We start from the raw sequence: 21,003 nt of genomic DNA on the forward strand, positions 1-21,003 counted from the left end.
TAAAGTCGGTAAACCTTTATAAATTGGGCCACGCAACTTTGAATCTCCTGGAACAAAAGCCATTACTGTAAAGTGGTGTTTTTTTAGCCATTGGTTCTTAGTTGCAAACCAATCCGTGTCCAATCCTGTTTCTGGACGAGGATAATAATTATGCCAAGCTTCCATATGGTCAAAATCAGCTTGATCTGCATGTAAATTATTAACGTCGCTTTCACTTATTGTGCTGGCATTCAAGGCAATGTTTAATTGATGACTCAGTTCAGCAATTTTTGAATTGCTAAATCCATCGTCCAATCTCAACGCTGAAATACCAATGTGAGTTAAGCTTCTAGCCGAACTAACTGAAACTCCTAAGTTTTTTAAACCTTTCAAATCAAGATCAACCGTTAATTTCAATTTTTGCTCTGCACAATAACCTCCAAGTAACTTCAATCGATCGACATACTTAGAGGCATCCTCCTCTGGAATATGTACTGAAGTAAACACACCTGTAAAGCCATTTCGTTTCATTTCTTTTATATAGTTTTTAGTTTGATTGTCAATTTCTTGATCAAGATAAATTGAAAAACCTAACATAGTACTATCACCTCCCATATTTGTTAACGTTTTCATTTTACGAATTGAGTATACCTCTTATGAATTATTATTTCAACATTTTTATTAATTTAATCAATATAATTGAAATTTAATTTCTTTTGAAGGCGCAAAAAAGGACAAATCACATATTATATAATTTGCCCTAATCTCTTATTCTCCACTAACTTCCTTCACCCGAAATGCCACAATCTCGCGAATCAGTTTTACTGGTAATGGCTGGTCATAAGGAATCTGGATGGTTCCTTTAGAAGTCTGAAAGTCCTTTAATTGTGCTTCAAAGGCCACAATCGGAGCGGGCGTTGGATAAAAACCAAGATGTTTTTGCGTTGCCGCAAAATACACCAAAACTTTCCCATTTTGCTTAATAGCCGGCATATTATACGATAGAACCTCTTTTGCATCGGGAGCCGCATCTGCCAATAAGTCACGCATAATTTGCGCCACATTTTGTTGCATTTCTGGTAATCCTGCCATGTACTCTGCAACATTTGCATATTTCTCCATAGTTAACATCCTTTACTTTCTCTGGGAATTCAGTGTTACTCACACACCATTCAGTTATAAACTTCTCTTTGAAACCAATTATAACCTTCTTCACGCCATTATTCTCACCCAAGGACACTAAAAAATCGATTAAGTTATCAGGCACGCAAACCTGACATATTTAATCGATTTTCAACTTTTTCTATTTAACTAACTTTACTTGTACCATTAACGTAATTGAGTTTTACCCCTTTTTGAACATTGAAAATATAAACATTGTATCTAATACGATTTGAGCCAATCGATTGTGCCCGCATTTCTACTCCATTAGCTAGCAAGTCGCGACCCGAATAAACTGGTTTGACTTCATAACGCACATAATGGTGAGAACTTTGCCGTAAATACTTAGCTGTTTCATTTTCATACTTCGTCATTTGCGGATCGTTTAGTGAACGGGTTCCAGTAATTAAATTCTTCCAATTATTGTTTTGTCCTGTCAACTGATACCCAATCAAATGACACCGGTTATAGAGCCAACCAGACTTCAACTTCTTGTTGTGCCACCCAGTTGGGTCTACGTAAAGTGACGCACGGGCTTTTTTAGGCATCAATCGTTTATTCAGCATAGCATTCGCATCAGTTGCCCGATTCTCGCTATCCAAATTACTATATTTTTGCCATGCACCTTTTTTGGTGGACAAAGTTGCCTTGGAAAAATTAGGGCGATCCTTATTGATGATCACTGTTTGCGTCCCGTGGTACTTAAGTGTGCTCAGTTTAGAAGTCGTTGCTGCCTTGGCCTTTTTTGCCGAAACTTTTTTAACAACCTTATGGACAACTTTTTTCTTGTGGACGACTTTCTTTTTCTTAACAACCTTTTTCTTTTTATGCACGACTTTCTTCTTGTGAACCACTTTTTTCTTTGGTGCTTTTTCAGTGGCTGACAAAGTTAATCCCCGTCGTTTAGCTGTTGTTAAACTTACTTTATAAACTTTTTTAGCTCGATTTAGACCCCGATCGTGCCGTTTATAAAAGTAATGCTTCCCTGTTCTAGTCACATAAACATAGGTCGTGGCTTGCGCAGTTTTGGTGTTGCTTGGTAACTGTTGCACATTAAACGCCAATGTAAATGTGGCAATCACTAGTATGACTAGCTTTGAAACTTTTTTCATGCTGCTCCCCTACTTTCTACCACCGCGAATGGTAAATAACTAAAGGTTGAAAGTATCAAAATCACTTCAATAATTAATATTAAACGACTTGGTTCAAAAGCAGTAGTTTAATTGCCGTCCTACGCCTCACTTAGTCTGGAAGCAAATGGGCTCAGTAGTATCGTTTATCTTAGCGGGTTTCGCTTAGATAAAGGCCGAGCTTGGAGACGTGGTTTGCGGCTCCAAGTCGTGCCCACTATTCCGCCTAGTAATGATGATTTTCGTTCCGAAAATCTTTCTTGCTCCTGTCGATGTCGATTCTTGTGGCAAGCTCGGCCGCAAGAACTCGCACTACGTTCCAGCCCAAATTTGCTGGAGAACGGCATTTTATCTAATTTTGCTGCCATGAACGTTTTCGTATCAAGCAACAAGATAAGTTTTTGTAGTTTCAACCTTTAGTAAATAAATAAAATATTTGGTTACTTCTTGCGTAGAGTAACCTTTTTTATATTACCGCTATTTTATTAGAGAATAAATACTTAAAATAAAAAATCACGTATACTGAAATAATTTCCAGGTTATGTGATCTGTATATTTCAATTATTGACAGCCAAATTTTTAATTACCGATTGGCCAAAAAAGCAGATATAAAAAAATTAAGTCTCACATTGACCAACGAGTCATTGACTTATTGGTCAACGGAGCTTATACTCTGCTTATTAATTAGTTGAAGCTAAGTATCCATGGACTTTAGCCGCAATTAGTTCACTAAAATTAATCGTGATTTAGAACTCACAAGGGGGCAGTGTTATGTCTAAAACAGTACTTTCAATTAATCATTTACAAAAAAAGTTTGGAAAATTCGAAGCATTAAAAGATATTACTTTTAACGTCAACAAAGGAGAAGTTTTTGGTTTTATCGGACCAAACGGAGCTGGCAAATCAACTACCATCCGGACATTACTCGGGATTCTCCGCTCATCTGGCGGTTCAGCGACCATTTTTGGTAAGGATGTTTGGCAGGATTCCGTCAGCATTCATGAACGCCTCGCATATGTGCCAGGCGATGTTTACCTATGGCCCAACTTAACCGGTGGCGAAATTATCGACCTGTTTTTGAAACTCAATCATCAAAAACATACCGGTCACACGGATGAGTTAATCAAAGAATTCGAATTGGATCCCTCAAAAAAGGCCCGGACTTATTCCAAAGGAAACCGACAGAAAGTGGCCTTGATCGCCGCATTTTCTACCGATGCTGACTTATACATCTTTGATGAGCCAACATCCGGGCTTGATCCATTGAACGAAGAAATCTTTCAAAAACACGTACTTGCTCTAAAAAACAACGGCAAAAGCATTTTATTATCCAGCCATATTTTATCCGAAGTTGAACGTATGTGTGACCGCATTGGAATTATCCGCGAGGGTCGCATCATTGAAACGGGTACGCTAACCGAAATGCGGCATCTCACCCGCACACTAGTGACTGTGCAAACACGCAAGCCACTGCCGGATCTTTCAACTAGCGAAGGAGTTCATAGCTTTAAAAATTCTGATAATGTAGCAAACAAAGCCAGTTTCAGCATGGATTCTGATAAAATGGCTCAACTTATGCTGACCCTAGCGCCATTAGAAATTATTGGTCTACAAAGTACACCACCAACTCTTGAAGATCTCTTCTTACGTTACTACCAAAAAGATGAGCAAGGAGATGGGCAAAATGAAGCGTAATAATTATCAACAAAGTGGGTTTTTAACCCGTTTTAATTTGCGCCGGGATTGGTTTTTAATTCTCATCTGGCTACTCATCTTGGGTGGTCTAATGGCATCTGTAGCCTTTAAATTTAACGATTTATATGGCACACCTACCTCGATCGCCAGCATCGTGAGCACCTTAAAAATGCCGGCAATGGTTTCCTTATTTGGCGCATTTGTTGCCAAACCGCCCTACACCACAGCCGATGTGTTTGCGAGTGAAATGGTTGTTTTTATGGCCCTATTTATGGCAGTGATGAACATCTTTTTCGCGGTTCGAAATACACGGGGAGAAGAAAGTAATGGCATGTTAGAATTGATTCGTTCCCATGCGGTTGGCAAACAAAGTCCCTTATTAGCAGCGACTCTCGAGCTTTTCTTGATTAATCTATTTGTTGGCCTTGTTTACTTTGGTGGGTTACAAGTTTCTGGTATGCACGGCACCTCAATAGAAGGAAACTTATTAATTGGTCTTGGCCTGGCTACTAGTGGCTTCATGTTTGGAAGTACCGCCCTTTTAATGGCGCAAATTAGCGATAATCCCCGTGGCGCCACCATGCTAAGTTACCTATTTCTTGGTGTCACCTACTTGATTCGAATGGTAACGGATGTGGAAAACGCTGATTTGACGTGGTGGTCACCCTTTGGCTGGGTCGAAAAAATGTCCATTTATCATGAAAATAATTGGTTGCCCGTCATCTTTTCGTTAGTGTTGACTATCGTCTTACTTTTTCTAACTTTTTATGCAAGTCGTCACCGAGATGTCGACGCTGGCTTAATTGCGACGCGTGGTGGACGTAAACGAGCAACCGTATTACTCTCTGGACCATTCAGTTTAGTTTTACGGCTTGATCGTTTGAGCTTGATTGTTTGGATCATCAGTCTTGCCATTTTGGGAATTTCCTATGGCTCAATTTTCGGTACAGTTGGTGATCTTTTGAAAACAAATCCATTAATGGGCAGTTTATTAGGTCAATCAGCTTTAAACGCTGCCGGACGCATGATTGCCCTAAAATTTGCCGCGCTGTTAATGATCGTTTTTGCCGTATTAGCGACCGTTCCTAGTGTGCAAACGCTCTTGAGAATTAATGGCGACGAACGTAAAGGCTGGTTGGAACAACTTCATGCCAAAGCCGTTTCACGCGCCAAAATTTTTAGTAGTTATGCTGCAGTTGCCTTTATTATCGGTACTTTGTCTTTACTGGCAGCCGTGAGTGGCATTTGGTTGGCAAACACCACGGTTATGGATGACCCCTTATCGTTCGCTCGGTTATGCCGCGGCTTTCTCGGTTACCTACCTGCACTGTATGTTATATTAGGAATTAGCGTTTTAATTATTGGCTGGTTCCCACGACTACAGACCATAATCTGGGCGTTACCAGTATACGGATTGATTAGTTTATACTTTGGCAACTTAATGAACATCCCTGACTGGGCACAAAAAATAACTCCTTATGGCTGGATCAACGATGTGCCAGTTAAATCAGTTGATTGGCCACAGTTTACCCTTATGATGGTCTTGGCAGTTATCCTGTTCATCGTTGGTTTTATTGGTTATCGACACCGTGATCTGATTGAAAATTAATTATCGAAAGGAGTGCTCACTTCAATGACCGAAAAAAAAACTAATATTCCCATGGATCCTGAAAAAGTGAGCCGCATCATGGCCACCTCATTAACTGAGTTTGCTCATCGAGGCTATCGTGGGGCAAAAACAGAAGACATTGCACAAAAAGCAGTAGTTTCCAAGGGTATCATCTTCCGCTATTATAAAAACAAAGCGCATCTTTATATGGCGACACTCAAGTTTGCCACAGATCGCATTGAATCCGTTGCTGATTACAGTGTTTGGCATGATGCACAGGATCTTGATGCTATGATTGTTAATGCGACAAAATATAAAATTCAGCTTCAATTGCAATATCCTGAAGAATTTAAATTATTGTTAGATGCCTATGCGGAAGCAAGTGACGCTCCTTCCGCTCTGAAACATGAAATTGCTGAATTTTATAACAATCAAACTAGTGCCAATATGGCCAACATGATTGACCCGATTTTGAATCGACTCCCAATTCGCAATAATGTTAGCCGCAAAACCATTCAAGGCTTGATGTTAGGCGTTTTAGATCAGGTGGGGGCCGAAACAAAAACACTAATGCAAAAGAAGCCAGATGCCGATCTCACTGATTTTGACGACATTATTGAAAATGTCCGTGGTTATATTGATGTTTTGGAACATGGTTTTTTAAAAAAAGAGTAACAACAGGCAGAGAAAAAATTTTCTCTGCCTTTTTGATACCAATTTTGTCTTTAAATGTTTAAACACTCTGATTTTTAATGTTTTTCTAAATAATACTGGCAAAACACTATTAAGGACTTTAACTATACCAAAAAAATAGTATAATTCTAGTTGAATAAAGGAATTTTTCCTTTTTTCTAATTTTTAAGCTTTAACACTTATCCATTATATCGACCATTTCTTAAATTAGAGGTAATTGCTTATAGGCTCTATCTGAATAATGTAAGTCAAATTGTTACAAATATATGAAATTATTAAATTAGTTTCGATGTTTACGCTTTTTTATGGTATCATTTAATTCGCGTCTCTTTTAGTGTAACTTAGTATGTTAAAAACAAATATTTTTTGGAGGAATTGCAAAATGTTTTATTACGATTATGATCAATTAAACTTTTCACGCCGCAAATTGGACTCAAAAAAATCGAATTATTTACTCCGTTTTTCTTTTTTAGAATATAGCTTAATTTTCAATTTTGAAAAACGAGAACCAGGTCGCGCAGAACGTGAACTAAACTCATTTTTTGAACATCATAGTGAACTAATCAAGGAAGCTAGTCATGAAGACTTGCATCGGAGCTTAGTTAATGTCGTTGGTGACTTTGCCATGACTGGACTTGCCAATCATTTCAATGCAACCAATTTCGTACAACTCCGTGAAGCTTATTTAGACTGGCTGACCGATGAAAAACCAGAAAATCCAGAAGCTTTTCGCAAAATTTTGGGTTTGATTTATAAAGATTTCTTTGCTTTGCAAACACCTGAAGATCAAATTACTTCTACAAATACGGTGCCTAAGCAAGTTTACCAAATCACCTATTACGTGAATATGCATTTGTATGACAAGATGCAGCCGATTCGAATTGCTGAATATTTAAATCTTTCTTATCAGTATGTTTCACGACTTTTTACCCATACAATGGGCTTATCCATTCAGAGTTATATCGATAAACAACGTGTTGATGAATCCAAAAAATTACTTCTGCATACCGATTTACCGTTAAATGAAATTTCTCGGATGTTGAATTATTATGATTCAAGCAATTACATTAAACATTTTAAGAAATTCTCAGATACGACACCAAAGCAGTATCGTCTGCATAATCAACGTAAACGACTCCAAATCAAGCAAGACGCTTTAGCTGAAACGGCTCGACCATATTAAAGTTAAGCTAGAAAAATAATCCCAGTTATGTTCTAAGTGTGAACATAGCTGGGATTATTTATTTGCACCTACTAAAGGTTAAAACTACAAAAACTTATTTTGTTGCTTGATACGAAAACGTGCATGGCAGCAAAATTAGATAAAATGCCGTCTTCCAGCAAATTTGGGCTGGAACGTAGTGCGAGTTCTTGCGGCCGAGCTTGCCACAAGAATCGACATCGACAGGAGCAAGAAAGATTTTCGGAACGAAAATCATCATTACTAGGCGGAATAATGGGCACGACCTAGAGCCACAAACCACGTCTTCAAGCTCGGCCTTTATCTAAGCAAAACCCGCTAAGATAAACGACACTACTGAGCCCATTTGCTTCCAGACTAAGTTTAATCTTTGCAAGCAACACACTGATATAATAATTTTAATATCGGTGTTGCTGCGCATTATTAAACCACTACTTTTGAACCAAGTCGTTTAATACTAGTTATTGAAGTGATTTTGATATTTTCAACCTTTAGTTACACCTATTTAAAAAATCATTTCTGATTATTGACGTCGTTTCTTCAAACGCCGAATTTAAAATTGAAGTGCAACACCTGTAAACTATACAAATAGGCCATGGAGACCTAAACTTGAAGCGTCAAAACCCAAGAAAGGAAGTCTCCATGACCCAAACCAAGAATAGCACTACTTTACATTACCAACAACTAAAACCTGAAGAACGAGGCATTATTCAAGCATCGCTTAACCAAAAACTCTCACTACGTCAAATTGCTAAACGGTTGCACCGCAGTCCCAGTACCATCAGCCGTGAAGTTAAACGCGGAACTGTTCAACAACGAAACACGGATTACTTATTCTTTAAAGCTTATTATGCGAATGCTGGTCAGGCAATCTATGAAAAGCATCGAGCTAACTGCCATGCAGTAAGTTTATTAAAAACCTGCCGAAGCTTCTTTATGCAACTAACGGATGCTTTAAAGCATCACCCAAGGGTTGATAGTATCGATACCTTTGTCCATCGATTTAAGAGCGCTCATCCGCAGGACGCGTGCTCCTCAGTGTCAACTGTTTATCGGTACATTGATCAAGGACTTCTGAAGTTACGTAATAGTGATCTTCCTAAGAAATTGAGAAGACGTGTTAAAGGAACTCATTTTCATAAGCGTCACAATAAGAAAATCCTAGGAACCTCCATTGAAAAGCGACCAGACATTGTTCAACAACGAACTAAATTTGGCCACTGGGGGGTGATCTAGTCAAAGGCAAGCGTGTACCTTCAGAACCAGCTCTCATGACTTTAACGGAACGCGTTACCCGGTTTGAACTGATCATTAAAATTCCTAACTATCATGCCCAAACTTGTTTGGATGAGTTACAAGCGGTAATTAATGAACGTGGTACCTCGCAGTTCAAGTCCATCACCTTTGATAATGGCAGTGAATTTTCTTTACTAGATCAGGTCAAGGGTACTCAAATCTATTTCGCACATCCTTATTCGCCTTGGGAACGTGGTTCTAATGAAAATGCCAATGGTCAAATTCGGGAATACATTCCCAAGGGTGAGTCGCTTAAGAATTATACAGAAAATCAAATTCAACAAATTCAAGATGCCTTAAATAACAGGATTCGTAAGTCGATTCACTATCTCAGTGCTGAAGCTTATTATCAGCAACTAACTGCTGCCTAAGTTTGGATTCCTATACCAATTCCCTGTTTATCTAGTTAGTGTTGCACTTGATTTGACAATTGGGGTAATCTTTTAGGCTAATAATTTTTGAATTATATTCCTGATTTTTTTAATTTTTCTAAACAAAAAGAGCCCATTAAGGCTCCTTCAAAATTCGTTGTAAAATTCCTTCTATTAAATCATTCATCAATTGTTCAAAATCACCAACTGGTAATTCATCCTGATGATTATCAATCACCATCACGGCTTCAAATAACTGCCGCACGCGATCAATCGTCATATCAGTTTTCATCACATCACGTTTTTGCCACCGCTCAATCAATTGCGACAACGTACTATACAAATAATCTTCTTGTGTGGCCGGGTCGTCCGCAACCAACTGTTTAAGTTTAGGATTCACATACCGTGCCTGCAAAATCAAACTATTTGTTGCCTTTTGCATCAATTCTTTCATTATTTTAGGCAACAATACATGGGGATCTTCAGTCAGATCGTTGTCCGCCAACACGGCCTGTTTAATTCGTTCGTTTTCCGTTTGATAAACTTCGAGAAAAATTTCTTCTTTTGAATTGTAAAAACGGTAAAAAGTTCCGACTGCGACTCCAGCTCGTTGCGTAATTTTAACAATATTAGTTTTTTTGAAACCCAATTCTTGAAAAATCTCCTGAGCGGCGTCAAAAAGTCTTTGTTGTTTTTCCTGCACTGGTCATCCCTCATTTCATTTCTTACCAACTCATTTTAATACTTATTCACTAGCCGCCAGCGCATCCAACATCTCAATCCCTTTCAACTTGTAATGCGTCAACACGCCAATAATTAAACTAAACAGTCCCGTAATCAGCGCAGACCAAATGTAACCCGGATAATGGATCACCATCGGAAACAAGATACTGCCCGTTTGTGCTTTGACCATGATGAATTGATGTAAGAAAACGCCAATGCCCCAGCCTGCAACAATGCCAACGACAGTAAAGATCACATTTTCCCGCGCAACATAGGCTGTGACTTCGCGGTCGTAAAAGCCAAGCACTTTAATGGTTGCCAATTCACGAATCCGTTCCGAAATATTAATGTTGGTTAAGTTATACAAAACCACTAGTGCCAGTGCCCCAGACATGAAGATCATGATCAAGACAACTGATCCTAGCCCACCAGTGCTTAATTCACCTGCTGCATACTGCGGAAAACTAACATTTAAAACGCCGGTTTGTTTTAATAACTTGCGACTCAGTTTTTCACGTTGCGCCTTCTTGACTTGCGTCGTTTTGACCAACCGTGAAGTGGCATGATAAGTTTTGTTGGTTAATTTATGATAATAAGTTGGCGTGGTGTAAAGCCAATGACCAGCATAATTTTTAATCACACCAGTAACTTTAGCCCGCACTTTTTTACCACTAATTTGGAGAATAATCGTGCTGCCAGCCTTGGCATTCATGTCGGTTGCCAATTTTTCTGACAAAATGACGCCCTTATTAGTTAACTTTATTTTTTTACTGCCATTAACTGATTTTAAACTCACATATTTTTCAAAATTTGTAGTGGCTTTTGGCACCACCATTGAGACCGTGTCGTTGGCAGTTCCGTGGGTTGGCCGTGCCGTCACTGATTTAATCAAAGCTGATTTTTGTGCCGAAATTTGACCCGCATGAATCTGGCGAGTTGCCTTGTCCATCGTCACAATGGCTTGAAAATGTTGCACATTCTCGTATTGAGCAGGAATTAAATCATCAACCGAATTTTGGATGCCAAAACCGGTCAAAATCAAACCCGTACATCCCGCAATGCCGACAATCGTCATCAGCATTCGGCCCTTATAACGGAACAAATTCCGGTAGCTCACTTTTTGATTAAAACTTAGTCGTTTCCAAAGGGGCTTAATCCGCTCCATTAAAATCTGTTTTCCGGCTTTAGGAGCCCGTTCGCGCATTAAATTCGTAGGAACTTCACGTAAATTGATCGTCAGAACAATCAATGCGCTGCCCAAAGTGGCCACCAGTCCAGCGACCATTGTTTGTGCTAAATACGCCCATGGAATGACACCAACGAAATCGCTCAAGTTGTTATTTGATAACAAACTGAATACGAATTGTGGCAAAGTCAACATCCCTAACGCGCCACCTAAACCAGCTCCGAGAATACCGGCCAATAACGTGTAAACAATGTATTTCATGGCAATTTCGTGTTTTGTATAGCCTAAAGCTCGCATCAAACCAACTTCACGACGATTTGTTTCGACCATCCGCGAAACTGTTGTAAACGTGATTAAGATTGCAATAAATAGGAAGAAACCCGGAAAGATGATCGCAATGGCCGCGATACTATGAGATTCATCAAAGTAATCTTGATACCCCGGATTGGTGCTGCGATCATTATACAAATATGTGGGTTTGGCAATTGCCTTAACCTTGGCCTCAGCTTTTTTGACCTTAGCCTTTGCTGCAATCAGCTCTTTTTTGGCCGCTTTTGTCTTTGCCGTTTGATAAGCTGCTGGCACCTTTGCTAACTGTTTTTCTTCTTTGGTAATTTTGGCGGATTGCTTATCTAATTTATTTTGCGCAGTCGTTTGTAATTGCTTTTGTCGAGCACTCGGACGATTTCGCATTGTGTGCTTCAATTTCGTTTTTTGGCGGTCGATATAGCTATTGTATTGGTCAGTTCCCGCTGCGTAATGCTTCGGATTTCTAAACTGCACCGCAATGAGCGCATATTCTTTTTGTTTAAAGACCGCTTTGGGGACATAGGCAAAATAATTTACCGTCCCACTGCCTAAATTAGTTGTGCCTCGATCCGTACTACTGACATATTGCGGCGAATTCACAAAGCCAACGACTTTAAACGTGCGCCGTTTTAAACTGGCACTTTTAGGCAATCGATACGTGTCGCCAATTTTATAGCCGTTTTGCTTAGCTTTTTTATCAAGCACAATTTGGTTGTTTTTAGTTGGCAATTTGCCACTTACTAACTTCAATCGATCGAGTTTACTGCCGTTTTGATAGCCGTAAACGCTAACGATTTGGTTACGCCTTTTCTGTAATGTCGTCATATGAACCGGCATCGCTTGTTTAACTTGTTTGTTTTGCTTAATTGAAGTTAAATCGCTGTTCGTCAGCCCCATCGTTGAGGTAACTTTCACATCACTTAATTTTTGCTTTTCAAAATAATGGCTTGCCGTTTGATTCAGATCAGGACCCACACTTCGAATTCCGACGTACAGTAGAGAACCCAGTAAAATAATCAGCACAATCGACACAAAGCGACCCACTGAGTCACTGATTTCCCGCATGGTTGACTTAAAATAAGTTCGATTCATCGTGTGCACCTACCATTCAATCTGTTCAACAGGGGTTGGCTGTTTATTGATATCAATCCCTTGGACTTGGGCATCCTTTAAATGAATCACTTTGTCTGCCATCGGGGCAATCATCGAATTATGCGTCACAATTAAAACAGTTCGGTTGGTTTTTCGAGCCGTATCTTGCAGTAACTGTAAAATTTGTTTTCCGGTATGATAATCCAAAGCTCCGGTGGGCTCATCACATAAAAGCAACTTGGGATTTTTGGCCAAAGCTCGCGCAATCGCGACCCGTTGTTGTTCGCCACCAGAAAGTTGTGCAGGAAAATTATCCATTCGCTTTTCAAGACCAACATGTTTGAGGGTTTCTTCCACATCCAAGGCATCATCTGCCACCTGGCTGGCCAATTCTACGTTTTCACGGGCGGTCAAATTAGGAATTAAATTGTAAAACTGAAACACAAACCCTACCATTGTGCGGCGATAAGAAGTTAATTGACGTTCATTATAGGTCGCAATATCTTGGCCATCAATTAAAATACTACCCTCAGTTGGATGATCCATGCCACCCAACATGTTGAGGACAGTTGATTTTCCAGCTCCCGATTCGCCCAAAATAATAACCAGTTCACCTTCATCAATTTCAAAGTTCACTTTATTATTGGCAACGATGGTATTGCTTTCAATTGTGTAACGCTTTGTTTCGTCTTTTAATGTGATAAATGCCATTTTTTCGTCCTCTCAAATCTCGATTACTGTTACTTGAATTATAGCATTTAAAAAGTTGCTACTTCACGTTTAATATTAACGGGAGGTGATCTGAATACTGTAAAAAACTTGAATCTCCAAATGTAATATTAAACGTTGATTTTTCGGGAAGGTACGCATAATCAATATAGTATGGTTTCTCTGGTTTCCGATATAAATAAAAAGTTGCTTGTTTTTCTTGCCCAAAAAGATCACCGGTTTGCATATGATAGGCGCTTCCTAAGCCTACCTTTGAAACAAGTTTATTAAAGTCAGAATGGGTTCGATAGCCATGTTTTCTGTCCCACATAACATTGCTGTTAAAATCGCCAATAATATATCTATTTTTTAGTTTTTGAATATTGAAACTGGAATACAAATACAAATCTTCAATATAATTATCCTTCGTCCAAACTCCTAAAAAATGATGTTTTAAAAAATTAAATGGTAAATAATAACGCATGCGATTATCATTCCAATGCACAGGATTGATAGTAGCCACTGGCGAAAATACAAGTAATCCCTTTTTATCACCTTTAAAGCACTTGTAAGCACTGCTTTTAACATAGTTTAAATACTCAGGTCTAATAATTTTCTCCGGATTTTCACACTCTTCAATTATGTATAAATCTGCATTAAGCTTCTGAATATATTGAAACTTATTTCGAAACGCACCATTACAATTCCAACTAACAATTTTCAAATATCTCACTAGCTTTCTACTTGCTTGTCTTCATTATACTTTTTGTACACGAGACTATGCTATTTAAAACTTAAAAAAGCACCAGATAACCTTTTCAGTAATCCAATGCTTCTAGCAAAAATTTAATTAACCGAATTAAAGTGTTGTTCCGCCTTCAATGGAAATTCAGTTGGCTCTTTAGCATTCAACAATTCAGGTGTCATCACCACACGCGTAATCGTTTGGTCGTCATATGGTTGCATGTAATAAGCACCCTCGTCTAAACTCATGTAGCCGCGATACTGAGAATAGTCACAACCACCTTCATTATCAGCTTTCACGCCCTTAGGAATCTCCACACTGTTCAAAATGTGCGATAAGGCATTAATTGAACCAGGCACTGTCTTTGCCTTATCAGTATTTTGACGAATAAATGCAGCTCGCACGAATCGGGAAACTGAGGTGTAGTCTCCTGGTAAACCAAGTGCTCCACTACCTAAACCATAAGCCTCCGATTCAAACTCGCCATACTTCTTTGAGCTATGAGAAGTTGGCTTTAATTGCACATAATTATTTAAATTCTTTAGATGCCATTGGAAATCAGGACTATTGGTCATGACTTTAACTGGATCATCCATTACTTTCATCCCGTTTTTGTCTTGTTCCAAAACGACACAAGCACCCGTTTTATCAGCCACAATCCAGTGAAGTGGCACGATAATTTTAAATAAATCATTCGCAATTGCGACAATATTCAGATCAGCAATTTTAGCTTTTAAATCGGCAACACTCGTGACATTACCTAAAATCCAGTTGATGACCTCATGAGGCGCAACATTCGTTTTACCTGAAACTGCTTGGTCAGCAAATTTAGCTAAGCCGTCAAAGTAAAGCGTTGCGGCACCTACACCGGCTTCGTTAACCCCGTCGACTAAAATATAACCATTCAAATCTCGACCAGCACCAGTAAAACCTAATTTTGTGTCAAAACCTTTTTCATCAGCATCACTTTTAAAATGAAAATTACGCGGAATCACAACAGGACGGCCACCCAATTCGAACGAAAAATCCATCGTTCGCGCCAAAAACCAATTACCCTTTGCATTTTGGTACATTACACTTGTACACATATGTGTGTCACATCCTATCGTTTGATTTGTTTCTAACTTTTAGTACATAGAATTAGTATATTCTGATTGAAAAGCCAATTCAAACGAAATTTAGGCGAAATATCTGTAATTGTGCGGTTAAATTGGCACATTTGTGGTACAATTCACATTATGGTGCCAAATCTTATCAGACAATTGTCTGATGCGTATGAAAATACGCCGCACATTTATTGTGCTTGTAGCAACCATCCCGACTACTATGATGGTTGCTTTTTTGTGCACTAAGTAGCTCAAACGCTAGGCTAAATCCTGAATTAATCTAGGTTTAAAGTCGTTACCCTATACTGATTCATGAATTTCCTTGTTGCTTATTGATAATTTGTTATAATTAAACACACTTAAATTAAAAATTCATAAAAATAATAATTACTTAGTTAAGAGATGAATTACTTTGACCCAACACGACTGGCTATTATCGCCTCTTTTTACCGGCATTTTTGTAACCTTAGGGATTATCCTGTTCTTTCAATTGTTGGCACGCACTTTAATGTCCCGCTCAACCAAAAAGGGAGCTCCTATTAATTATTTGGTGGGTAGTCTTGCCGTTTTAAGCACGGTTTACTTTTCCGCACTTGCCATTTATTTTGAAATTGCGGCTGCTCAACAGGATAGTGACATTGCTTTCATTGATTTCCGTTTACTTTTATTATCCTACGTCATTATTTTCTTAGGTCGACGCACAAGTTTCATCGTCATTTTGTGCAGTTTTATTACCCGCTTCTTATTCTGGGGTAGTACAACAGGCACATTTATTTTTATTGCATTTTCAGTGTTTATGTATTTAATTTTTGCACTTAATTTGTACTTAATCCGCCGCCACCACAGTAGTCAGTTAGTGTTAGTCAACTGCTTGAACATTATTGTAGGTGTTTTTTGGTTACTTCTTCATTACATTCGTTTAGATTATTTAGATGACATTCCGCTATCGCAAGTTGTCTATTATTGGATTGCGTTTGGTGTTATGAACTTTTTCCTATATTACGGATTAACTCAATTAAACACTGAAAATGATTATTTAAACACATTAACGCACCAAGCTACTATTGATCCGTTGACCCAATTGAAAAATTATGCTGTCTTCAAAACTGATTTCACTAAAAAATTTGGTGAGTTTCATAGCTCCAAGAAACCACTCGCGATGATCGCTTTAGACATTGATTATTTCAAACGGGTTAATGATCAATACGGTCATTTAGCGGGTAATAAGATTTTAATTGGTGTAGGTAAACTATTAATTGGAGCGGTTCACGATCTTCCTGATGCGCACTGTTATCGTGTTGGTGGCGAAGAATTTAATGTCTTACTACCCAACATAAGTCTTGAACAAGCTAGCCAATTTAGCCATGACTTGCAAGCTAAAATCCGACAGGCCACATTTCAAATCTCGGAAAATCAAAATATAAAAATTACAGTTTCGATGGGTGTATCCACTCTTCATGCCAGCGATAAAACTCAAAATTTATTTTACGAACGAACTGATCAAATGTTATACCACTCTAAAGGTGAGGGCCGCGATCGCGTAACTGTCGATACTGAACTCACAAAATCATCTACAACTGGCTTCGGTAACCCTGTTAGTTCAACTCAAAACTAAACTCTGTGAAACAATCTTTGTTTAGTCCCTTGTATTTTTATACAGCCGTGCTACACTTAGTATTGTTATATTAACGAATTAAATAAAAACTGCTCATTCAATATTACGATATTGAACACGACCCATACTTGTGAAAGATCAAGTACGGGTTTTTTTAATTTCTTATGTTTGGAGATGACTTGCATGCTAAGATTTTGGGGACAACCGAAGTTTTCACGCGAACCTTTAGAACCCATTGGATATGAATTATTTTTACGTGAATACAATACTGGTAATTGGGAAATTCCAACCGATTTCAGTAAATTTACAGCTACACAAATTACAGATCTTCTAACGCGAACAACACCTGAGTTCCCACAAAAAATGAAACACATTTCGATTAATTTGGACATTGATCAATTTGTAGATCCTGTTTTTTTACAAGCTTTTTTTGCTATAAAACAACAGCTTTCTGGCATTCAGTTATCCATTGAATTAACAGAAAGAACGGGGCAACTAAACATTTCGCCTTCCCAATTAGTCACAGCTGCAAAACGTTTTAACGACGCTGGCTTTTATATCATTTTAGACGATGTCAGTTCTGGTGATAATCAATTAGCACGGGTTAAACTCCTTAATGATTTTGTTCACGAATATAAATTTGCCATTCAAAATTTCCGTCCGTTTGAATCTTTAGAAGATATTGTGCCCAATTTAACGTTCTGGCGAGATTTAGCACAAAAGAATCAGAAGTTGTTCACAATTGAAGGCGTTGAATCTAAACAAGACTTGCTAATCCTTTCGCACTATCAGGCAGATATGTTTCAAGGATATGCGCTTGGAAGACCAATATATCTGCCCACTCAGGATGATCCTGATAGCGTAATCTCTGAATCTACTACTTGTTATTAAAAATCACTTAACGTACCTCGTAATTATCCAGTTTTTGGATAATTTTTTTTACCAAAAACCTATGATAAATAGCATTCCTTTTTCTCATTTTCGATATCAAAAACACCTTTAGTTTAAAAAATAGTTTTCTTTTGTATGCTCGTTAAAAGCTAAAACAAAAAAATCGTTTTCATTTATCATTGTTGTCTCACTATTATTTGCTATAATTAAAGGGCTTAACTAACGGTATCTGTTAGCAAATAGTCACCTGAAATTTTATTAGATATACAAATGGTTATTATTTAATTAATGAATACTAGTTAGAATTCTTAGTTAAGAGATGATTAATATTGACTGAACACCTCTGGTTCTTATCGCCACTATTTACTGGCATTTTTGTTACCCTCGGCGTAATTGTATTCTTTCAAATTCTAGTTCGATCGATAATTTCCCGTTCAGGAAACATTTCCGAAACCATCAACTATTTAACAGGTCGGCTAGCAATTTTTAGTGTGTGCTATTTTTCTATCCTTGGAATCTATTTTGAATTTGTGGTCGCTCGAGAAGGTCATGACTTAGCTTTCGTTAATTTTCGTCTACTATTACTTTTCTATGTAACTATTTATCTTGGCAAACGAAGTAGTGCCGTGATTGTTTTGATGAGTTTTCTTGCACGAATTATTCTGTGGGGATTCACTGCTGGGACAATCTACTTCTTTACAATGACGGCAATAATTTATCTGCTTACTTTGCTATTAGTTTCGATTGTGCGTAAATGGCAACTACCACAAATTTTTCTCATTGGCTCTTTAGACGTTATTTTAGGTGTCCTGTGGCTTGTGTTCAATTACTTACAGCTTCCTTATTTCGGTGCTGTAACCTGGAAAATCACGCTTTTCAATATCTTCAGTTTTGTCGTAATGAACGCGGTTCTTGAATTTGGAATTAGTCATTTAAACCACGAAAATGACTATTTAACTTTGCTTAGTCGCCAGGCCACTACGGATCCACTGACCAAATTAAATAAGTATCTCTCTTTTAAAAACGATTTAGAAACTCAGGTCTCGGCATTTCAACACACCAAGCATGCCTTAACCATGTTAGCTCTGGATATTGATTATTTTAAACGAGTTAATGACGACCACGGCCACCTAACTGGAAACGAAATCTTACAAGCTGTCGGCAAGATTCTTGTTGACGAGAGTGAAAAGATGCCGAATGCCAAAGTCTATCGGGTTGGCGGAGAGGAATTTAATATTATTATGCCTAACACAGACTTACCAGAGGCGGCAAAATTTAGTTACCACTTACAAAATCGTATTCGTGAAACAACCTTTCCTACCAATCATTTGAAATTACAAATTACGGTTTCAATGGGTGTCGCTAAGTTGGGGCCCAATGATGTGACCTCAAATTTATTTTACGAACGGACAGACCGCATGCTTTATCACTCTAAAGGCCAAGGTCGCGATCAAGTTACCATTGAAAATGAAAAATAAAGTTGTGACATAATTAACTTATGTGACAACTTTTTCATTTTTTACGTATTTATTTAACGAATAGTTATTCAAGTTTTCGGCTAAACAAACAGCGCCATAAAGGGCTTATGGATGACTGATTTTTAGTTTAAGATGCAGTTCAAAATTTATCGGTCTTGCCCACTTGAAACGCTATTGTAGTTTGGCTTTATTGTGCTAAAATAATCGTCAATTAGACTGCTTAACAAACGATAAGGAGTATGTTTGGTTTCGTGTTATGTCTTAAACCGTATTGGAGGAGTTACTATGATTCGTTTCTGGGGACAATCTAAGTTTTCAGTTGATCCACTAAAACCAGTTGGGTGTGAACTATTTTTGCGTGAAAAAATTGGCGATAGTTGGGTTTTACCAGACGACTTTGCCCAATTTCCACCACAACAAATTGCGGACCTCCTTTTGCAAACCATCCCTGTTCTTTCCAAAGATTTAAAAAACGTATCCATTAATTTAGATCCAGAACAGTTTATTGATCCAGAATTCTGTGCCGTTTTAAGTGAAGTTAAGAATCAGCTTTTACCAGTTACTTTAGAAGTCGAACTCACCGAGCATGATTCCAAATTTCCCGTTAACTCAAGTGAAATTCAAACTGCAGCCAAGCATTTTTTTGAAGCCGGCATTGATTTGATCATGGATGATGTGGGTTCCGGTAGTAATCAAATTGATCGAACTTTATTGTTAAATCCATATATAAGCGAATATAAATTTGCCATCCAGAATTTCAGAAAAACACGGTCATTAACGTCCATCATCCATAGCTTGTCTTTTTGGTGTGAATTAGCGGCCAAAAATAACAAACTTTTTACAGTAGAGGGCGTTGAATCCAAAACCGATTTACAACTTTTAATTAACTATCGCGTTAACCTGTTACAAGGTTTTGGTTTGGCTCGTCCTGTGTTTTTGCCGATACAAGCGGAGCGTTCCAGACGTGCTGTTTTACCATTTACACAGAAATAATTTTTCGTTCTAATCCTGTATTAAAATCAACATGAGCCATACCAAGTCGAAAAACCTAGTATGGCTCATGTTTTGTTTTTAGCTAAGGTTGAAAGTATCAAAATGACTTCAATAACTAGTATTAAACGACTTGGTTCAAAAGCAGTAGTTTAATTGCTGTCCTGCGGCTCACTTGGTCTGGAAGACAGCAATTTAATCTGATTTTATTGCCATGAACGTTTTCGTATCAAGCAACAAGATAAGTTTTTGGAGTTTCAACCTTTAGTTTTTAGTAATAAGCTGTGTAAAACAGATAAGCCGCCAAACCAAATGCAGAAAACGAAATCGCAATCCGCAAGGGTTTTACCGGAACATGACGAATGACAACTGGACCTAGGTAACCACCAATAAACATCCCGATTCCCAATGGTACAACCATCCACCAGTACACTTTTGTAGTAAACGCGTAAATAATCAACGACAAAATGTTTGTCATAAACGACGCAAAGTTTTTAATCGCATTAATCTCACCAAAACTGTCATTGAGCGTCACAATCAAAATTGAAAGCATAATCATTCCAGCCGATGCACCAAAATAACCAATGTAAACACCGACCAGCAAAATTGCGGTATTTTTTAAAATTGTCGTTGCCAGATGATTTGTATGATCCACTTTCTTAGGTACGGTGTGGCGAAATTGAGACCAAAGCATTAACAGACCAGCCCCAAATACCAAAAAAGGAACGACCCGTTCAAAAGTTGTTGCGGGCGCAATTACCAGCAAGAAACTGCCCACAACCCCACCAATTAAGGCATAAATTGTGACCTTCAACACCGTTTTTCGAACGTGATGTAATTCTCTTAAAGATGACAAACTAGAGCCAGCACCTGTGAAAATTAGCGCTGCTGTGTTCGTCACGTTTGCACTAACTGGGGGTAATCCCAACATTAATAGCACAGGATAGGAAACCAACGACGCCAATCCAGCAATGGATGACAACAGGCCGGCCGCTAATCCAGCTGCCAACAAAATTACAGACATA

General features: G+C 38.2%; 17 protein-coding genes and 1 pseudogene. 9 read left to right on the forward strand and 9 right to left on the reverse strand.

The features are described from left to right. The 3 genes from AB3217_RS00005 to AB3217_RS00015 form a co-directional block, all read right to left on the reverse strand. Positions 1 to 576 (reverse strand): MupG family TIM beta-alpha barrel fold protein (locus tag AB3217_RS00005; protein ID WP_367365466.1); only part of this gene is annotated, 576 nt, incomplete at its 3' end. Between the two features lie 171 nt (positions 577 to 747). Next, positions 748 to 1,101, reverse strand: a complete 354-nt coding sequence (locus AB3217_RS00010) for an iron chaperone (protein ID WP_057785001.1) — start codon at positions 1,099 to 1,101, stop codon at positions 748 to 750. A gap of 185 nt (positions 1,102 to 1,286) precedes the next feature. Continuing rightward, entirely contained in the window at positions 1,287 to 2,252 is a 966-nt protein-coding gene (locus AB3217_RS00015; protein WP_068804734.1) for a DNA/RNA non-specific endonuclease, read from the reverse strand. A gap of 789 nt (positions 2,253 to 3,041) precedes the next feature. On the opposite strand from AB3217_RS00015, the gene AB3217_RS00020 reads away from it, so the two are divergent. The 5 genes and pseudogenes from AB3217_RS00020 to AB3217_RS00040 all read left to right on the forward strand — a co-directional run bounded on the left by AB3217_RS00020 (position 3,042) and on the right by AB3217_RS00040 (position 9,135). Continuing rightward, positions 3,042 to 3,965 carry an ABC transporter ATP-binding protein gene (locus AB3217_RS00020; RefSeq protein ID WP_068808562.1) on the forward strand — a complete coding sequence of 308 codons (924 nt, stop codon included), beginning with the start codon at positions 3,042 to 3,044 and terminating at the stop codon, positions 3,963 to 3,965. Beyond that, on the forward strand, positions 3,955 to 5,574 hold the full coding sequence (locus tag AB3217_RS00025) for an ABC transporter permease (protein ID WP_068808561.1): 1,620 nt from the start codon (positions 3,955 to 3,957) through the stop codon (positions 5,572 to 5,574). The genes AB3217_RS00020 and AB3217_RS00025 overlap by 11 nt, the downstream gene beginning before the upstream one ends. 24 nt (positions 5,575 to 5,598) lie before the next feature. Then, entirely contained in the window at positions 5,599 to 6,249 is a 651-nt protein-coding gene (locus AB3217_RS00030) for a TetR/AcrR family transcriptional regulator (protein ID WP_057784465.1), read from the forward strand. Between the two features lie 400 nt (positions 6,250 to 6,649). Next, positions 6,650 to 7,450, forward strand: a complete 801-nt coding sequence (locus AB3217_RS00035; RefSeq protein WP_057784464.1) for an AraC family transcriptional regulator — start codon at positions 6,650 to 6,652, stop codon at positions 7,448 to 7,450. 660 nt (positions 7,451 to 8,110) lie between these two features. Further along, a pseudogene (locus AB3217_RS00040) lies at positions 8,111 to 9,135 on the forward strand (IS30 family transposase). 136 nt (positions 9,136 to 9,271) lie between these two features. Here AB3217_RS00040 and AB3217_RS00045 read toward each other — a convergent pair. The 5 genes from AB3217_RS00045 to AB3217_RS00065 form a co-directional block, all read right to left on the reverse strand. Next, positions 9,272 to 9,838: a TetR/AcrR family transcriptional regulator gene (locus tag AB3217_RS00045; protein ID WP_057784461.1), complete on the reverse strand. Its 567-nt coding sequence runs from the start codon at positions 9,836 to 9,838 to the stop codon at positions 9,272 to 9,274. A 42-nt stretch (positions 9,839 to 9,880) separates the two neighbouring features. Then, on the reverse strand, positions 9,881 to 12,445 hold the full coding sequence (locus tag AB3217_RS00050; RefSeq protein ID WP_367365467.1) for an FtsX-like permease family protein: 2,565 nt from the start codon (positions 12,443 to 12,445) through the stop codon (positions 9,881 to 9,883). Between the two features lie 9 nt (positions 12,446 to 12,454). Beyond that, positions 12,455 to 13,156, reverse strand: coding sequence for an ABC transporter ATP-binding protein (locus tag AB3217_RS00055; protein ID WP_260274774.1), 702 nt, complete (start codon positions 13,154 to 13,156; stop codon positions 12,455 to 12,457). A 58-nt stretch (positions 13,157 to 13,214) separates the two neighbouring features. Beyond that, complete coding sequence (locus AB3217_RS00060) at positions 13,215 to 13,877, reverse strand: endonuclease/exonuclease/phosphatase family protein (RefSeq protein WP_068808530.1); 663 nt, start codon at positions 13,875 to 13,877, stop codon at positions 13,215 to 13,217. 122 nt (positions 13,878 to 13,999) lie between these two features. After that, positions 14,000 to 14,986, reverse strand: coding sequence for a choloylglycine hydrolase family protein (locus tag AB3217_RS00065; protein WP_068808527.1), 987 nt, complete (start codon positions 14,984 to 14,986; stop codon positions 14,000 to 14,002). 430 nt (positions 14,987 to 15,416) lie between these two features. On the opposite strand from AB3217_RS00065, the gene AB3217_RS00070 reads away from it, so the two are divergent. The 4 genes from AB3217_RS00070 (at position 15,417) to AB3217_RS00085 (ending at position 19,981) form a co-directional block, all read left to right on the forward strand. After that, the gene (locus AB3217_RS00070; protein WP_367365468.1) at positions 15,417 to 16,619 is read left to right on the forward strand and encodes a GGDEF domain-containing protein; all 1,203 of its coding nucleotides are present in this window, start codon (positions 15,417 to 15,419) and stop codon (positions 16,617 to 16,619) included. Between the two features lie 183 nt (positions 16,620 to 16,802). After that, complete coding sequence (locus tag AB3217_RS00075; RefSeq protein WP_068808522.1) at positions 16,803 to 17,510, forward strand: EAL domain-containing protein; 708 nt, start codon at positions 16,803 to 16,805, stop codon at positions 17,508 to 17,510. 329 nt (positions 17,511 to 17,839) lie between these two features. After that, on the forward strand, positions 17,840 to 18,988 hold the full coding sequence (locus tag AB3217_RS00080; protein WP_260274778.1) for a GGDEF domain-containing protein: 1,149 nt from the start codon (positions 17,840 to 17,842) through the stop codon (positions 18,986 to 18,988). Between the two features lie 285 nt (positions 18,989 to 19,273). Further along, positions 19,274 to 19,981, forward strand: coding sequence for an EAL domain-containing protein (locus AB3217_RS00085; protein ID WP_367365469.1), 708 nt, complete (start codon positions 19,274 to 19,276; stop codon positions 19,979 to 19,981). Positions 19,982 to 20,249: 268 nt separating this feature from the next. Here AB3217_RS00085 and AB3217_RS00090 read toward each other — a convergent pair whose 3' ends face one another. After that, complete coding sequence (locus tag AB3217_RS00090; protein WP_367365470.1) at positions 20,250 to 21,002, reverse strand: sulfite exporter TauE/SafE family protein; 753 nt, start codon at positions 21,000 to 21,002, stop codon at positions 20,250 to 20,252. Between the last annotated feature and the right edge of the window lies 1 nt (position 21,003).

It is taken from the genome of Pediococcus parvulus (genome assembly GCF_964063155.1).
GTDB classification, from domain to species: Bacteria; Bacillota; Bacilli; order Lactobacillales; family Lactobacillaceae; genus Pediococcus; species Pediococcus parvulus.

What these genes read in the sequence shown, in the direction of transcription:
- AB3217_RS00010 (WP_057785001.1), bottom strand. Translation starts at nt 1,101, where the DNA reads ATGGAGAAATATGCAAATGTTGCAGAGTACATGGCAGGATTACCAGAA.
- AB3217_RS00015 (WP_068804734.1), bottom strand. Translation starts at nt 2,252, where the DNA reads ATGAAAAAAGTTTCAAAGCTAGTCATACTAGTGATTGCCACATTTACA.
- AB3217_RS00020 (WP_068808562.1), top strand. Translation starts at nt 3,042, where the DNA reads ATGTCTAAAACAGTACTTTCAATTAATCATTTACAAAAAAAGTTTGGA.
- AB3217_RS00025 (WP_068808561.1), top strand. Translation starts at nt 3,955, where the DNA reads ATGAAGCGTAATAATTATCAACAAAGTGGGTTTTTAACCCGTTTTAAT.
- AB3217_RS00030 (WP_057784465.1), top strand. Translation starts at nt 5,599, where the DNA reads ATGACCGAAAAAAAAACTAATATTCCCATGGATCCTGAAAAAGTGAGC.
- AB3217_RS00035 (WP_057784464.1), top strand. Translation starts at nt 6,650, where the DNA reads ATGTTTTATTACGATTATGATCAATTAAACTTTTCACGCCGCAAATTG.
- AB3217_RS00050 (WP_367365467.1), bottom strand. Translation starts at nt 12,445, where the DNA reads ATGAATCGAACTTATTTTAAGTCAACCATGCGGGAAATCAGTGACTCA.
- AB3217_RS00055 (WP_260274774.1), bottom strand. Translation starts at nt 13,156, where the DNA reads ATGGCATTTATCACATTAAAAGACGAAACAAAGCGTTACACAATTGAA.
- AB3217_RS00065 (WP_068808527.1), bottom strand. Translation starts at nt 14,986, where the DNA reads ATGTGTACAAGTGTAATGTACCAAAATGCAAAGGGTAATTGGTTTTTG.
- AB3217_RS00075 (WP_068808522.1), top strand. Translation starts at nt 16,803, where the DNA reads ATGCTAAGATTTTGGGGACAACCGAAGTTTTCACGCGAACCTTTAGAA.
- AB3217_RS00085 (WP_367365469.1), top strand. Translation starts at nt 19,274, where the DNA reads ATGATTCGTTTCTGGGGACAATCTAAGTTTTCAGTTGATCCACTAAAA.
- AB3217_RS00090 (WP_367365470.1), bottom strand. Translation starts at nt 21,002, where the DNA reads ATGTCTGTAATTTTGTTGGCAGCTGGATTAGCGGCCGGCCTGTTGTCA.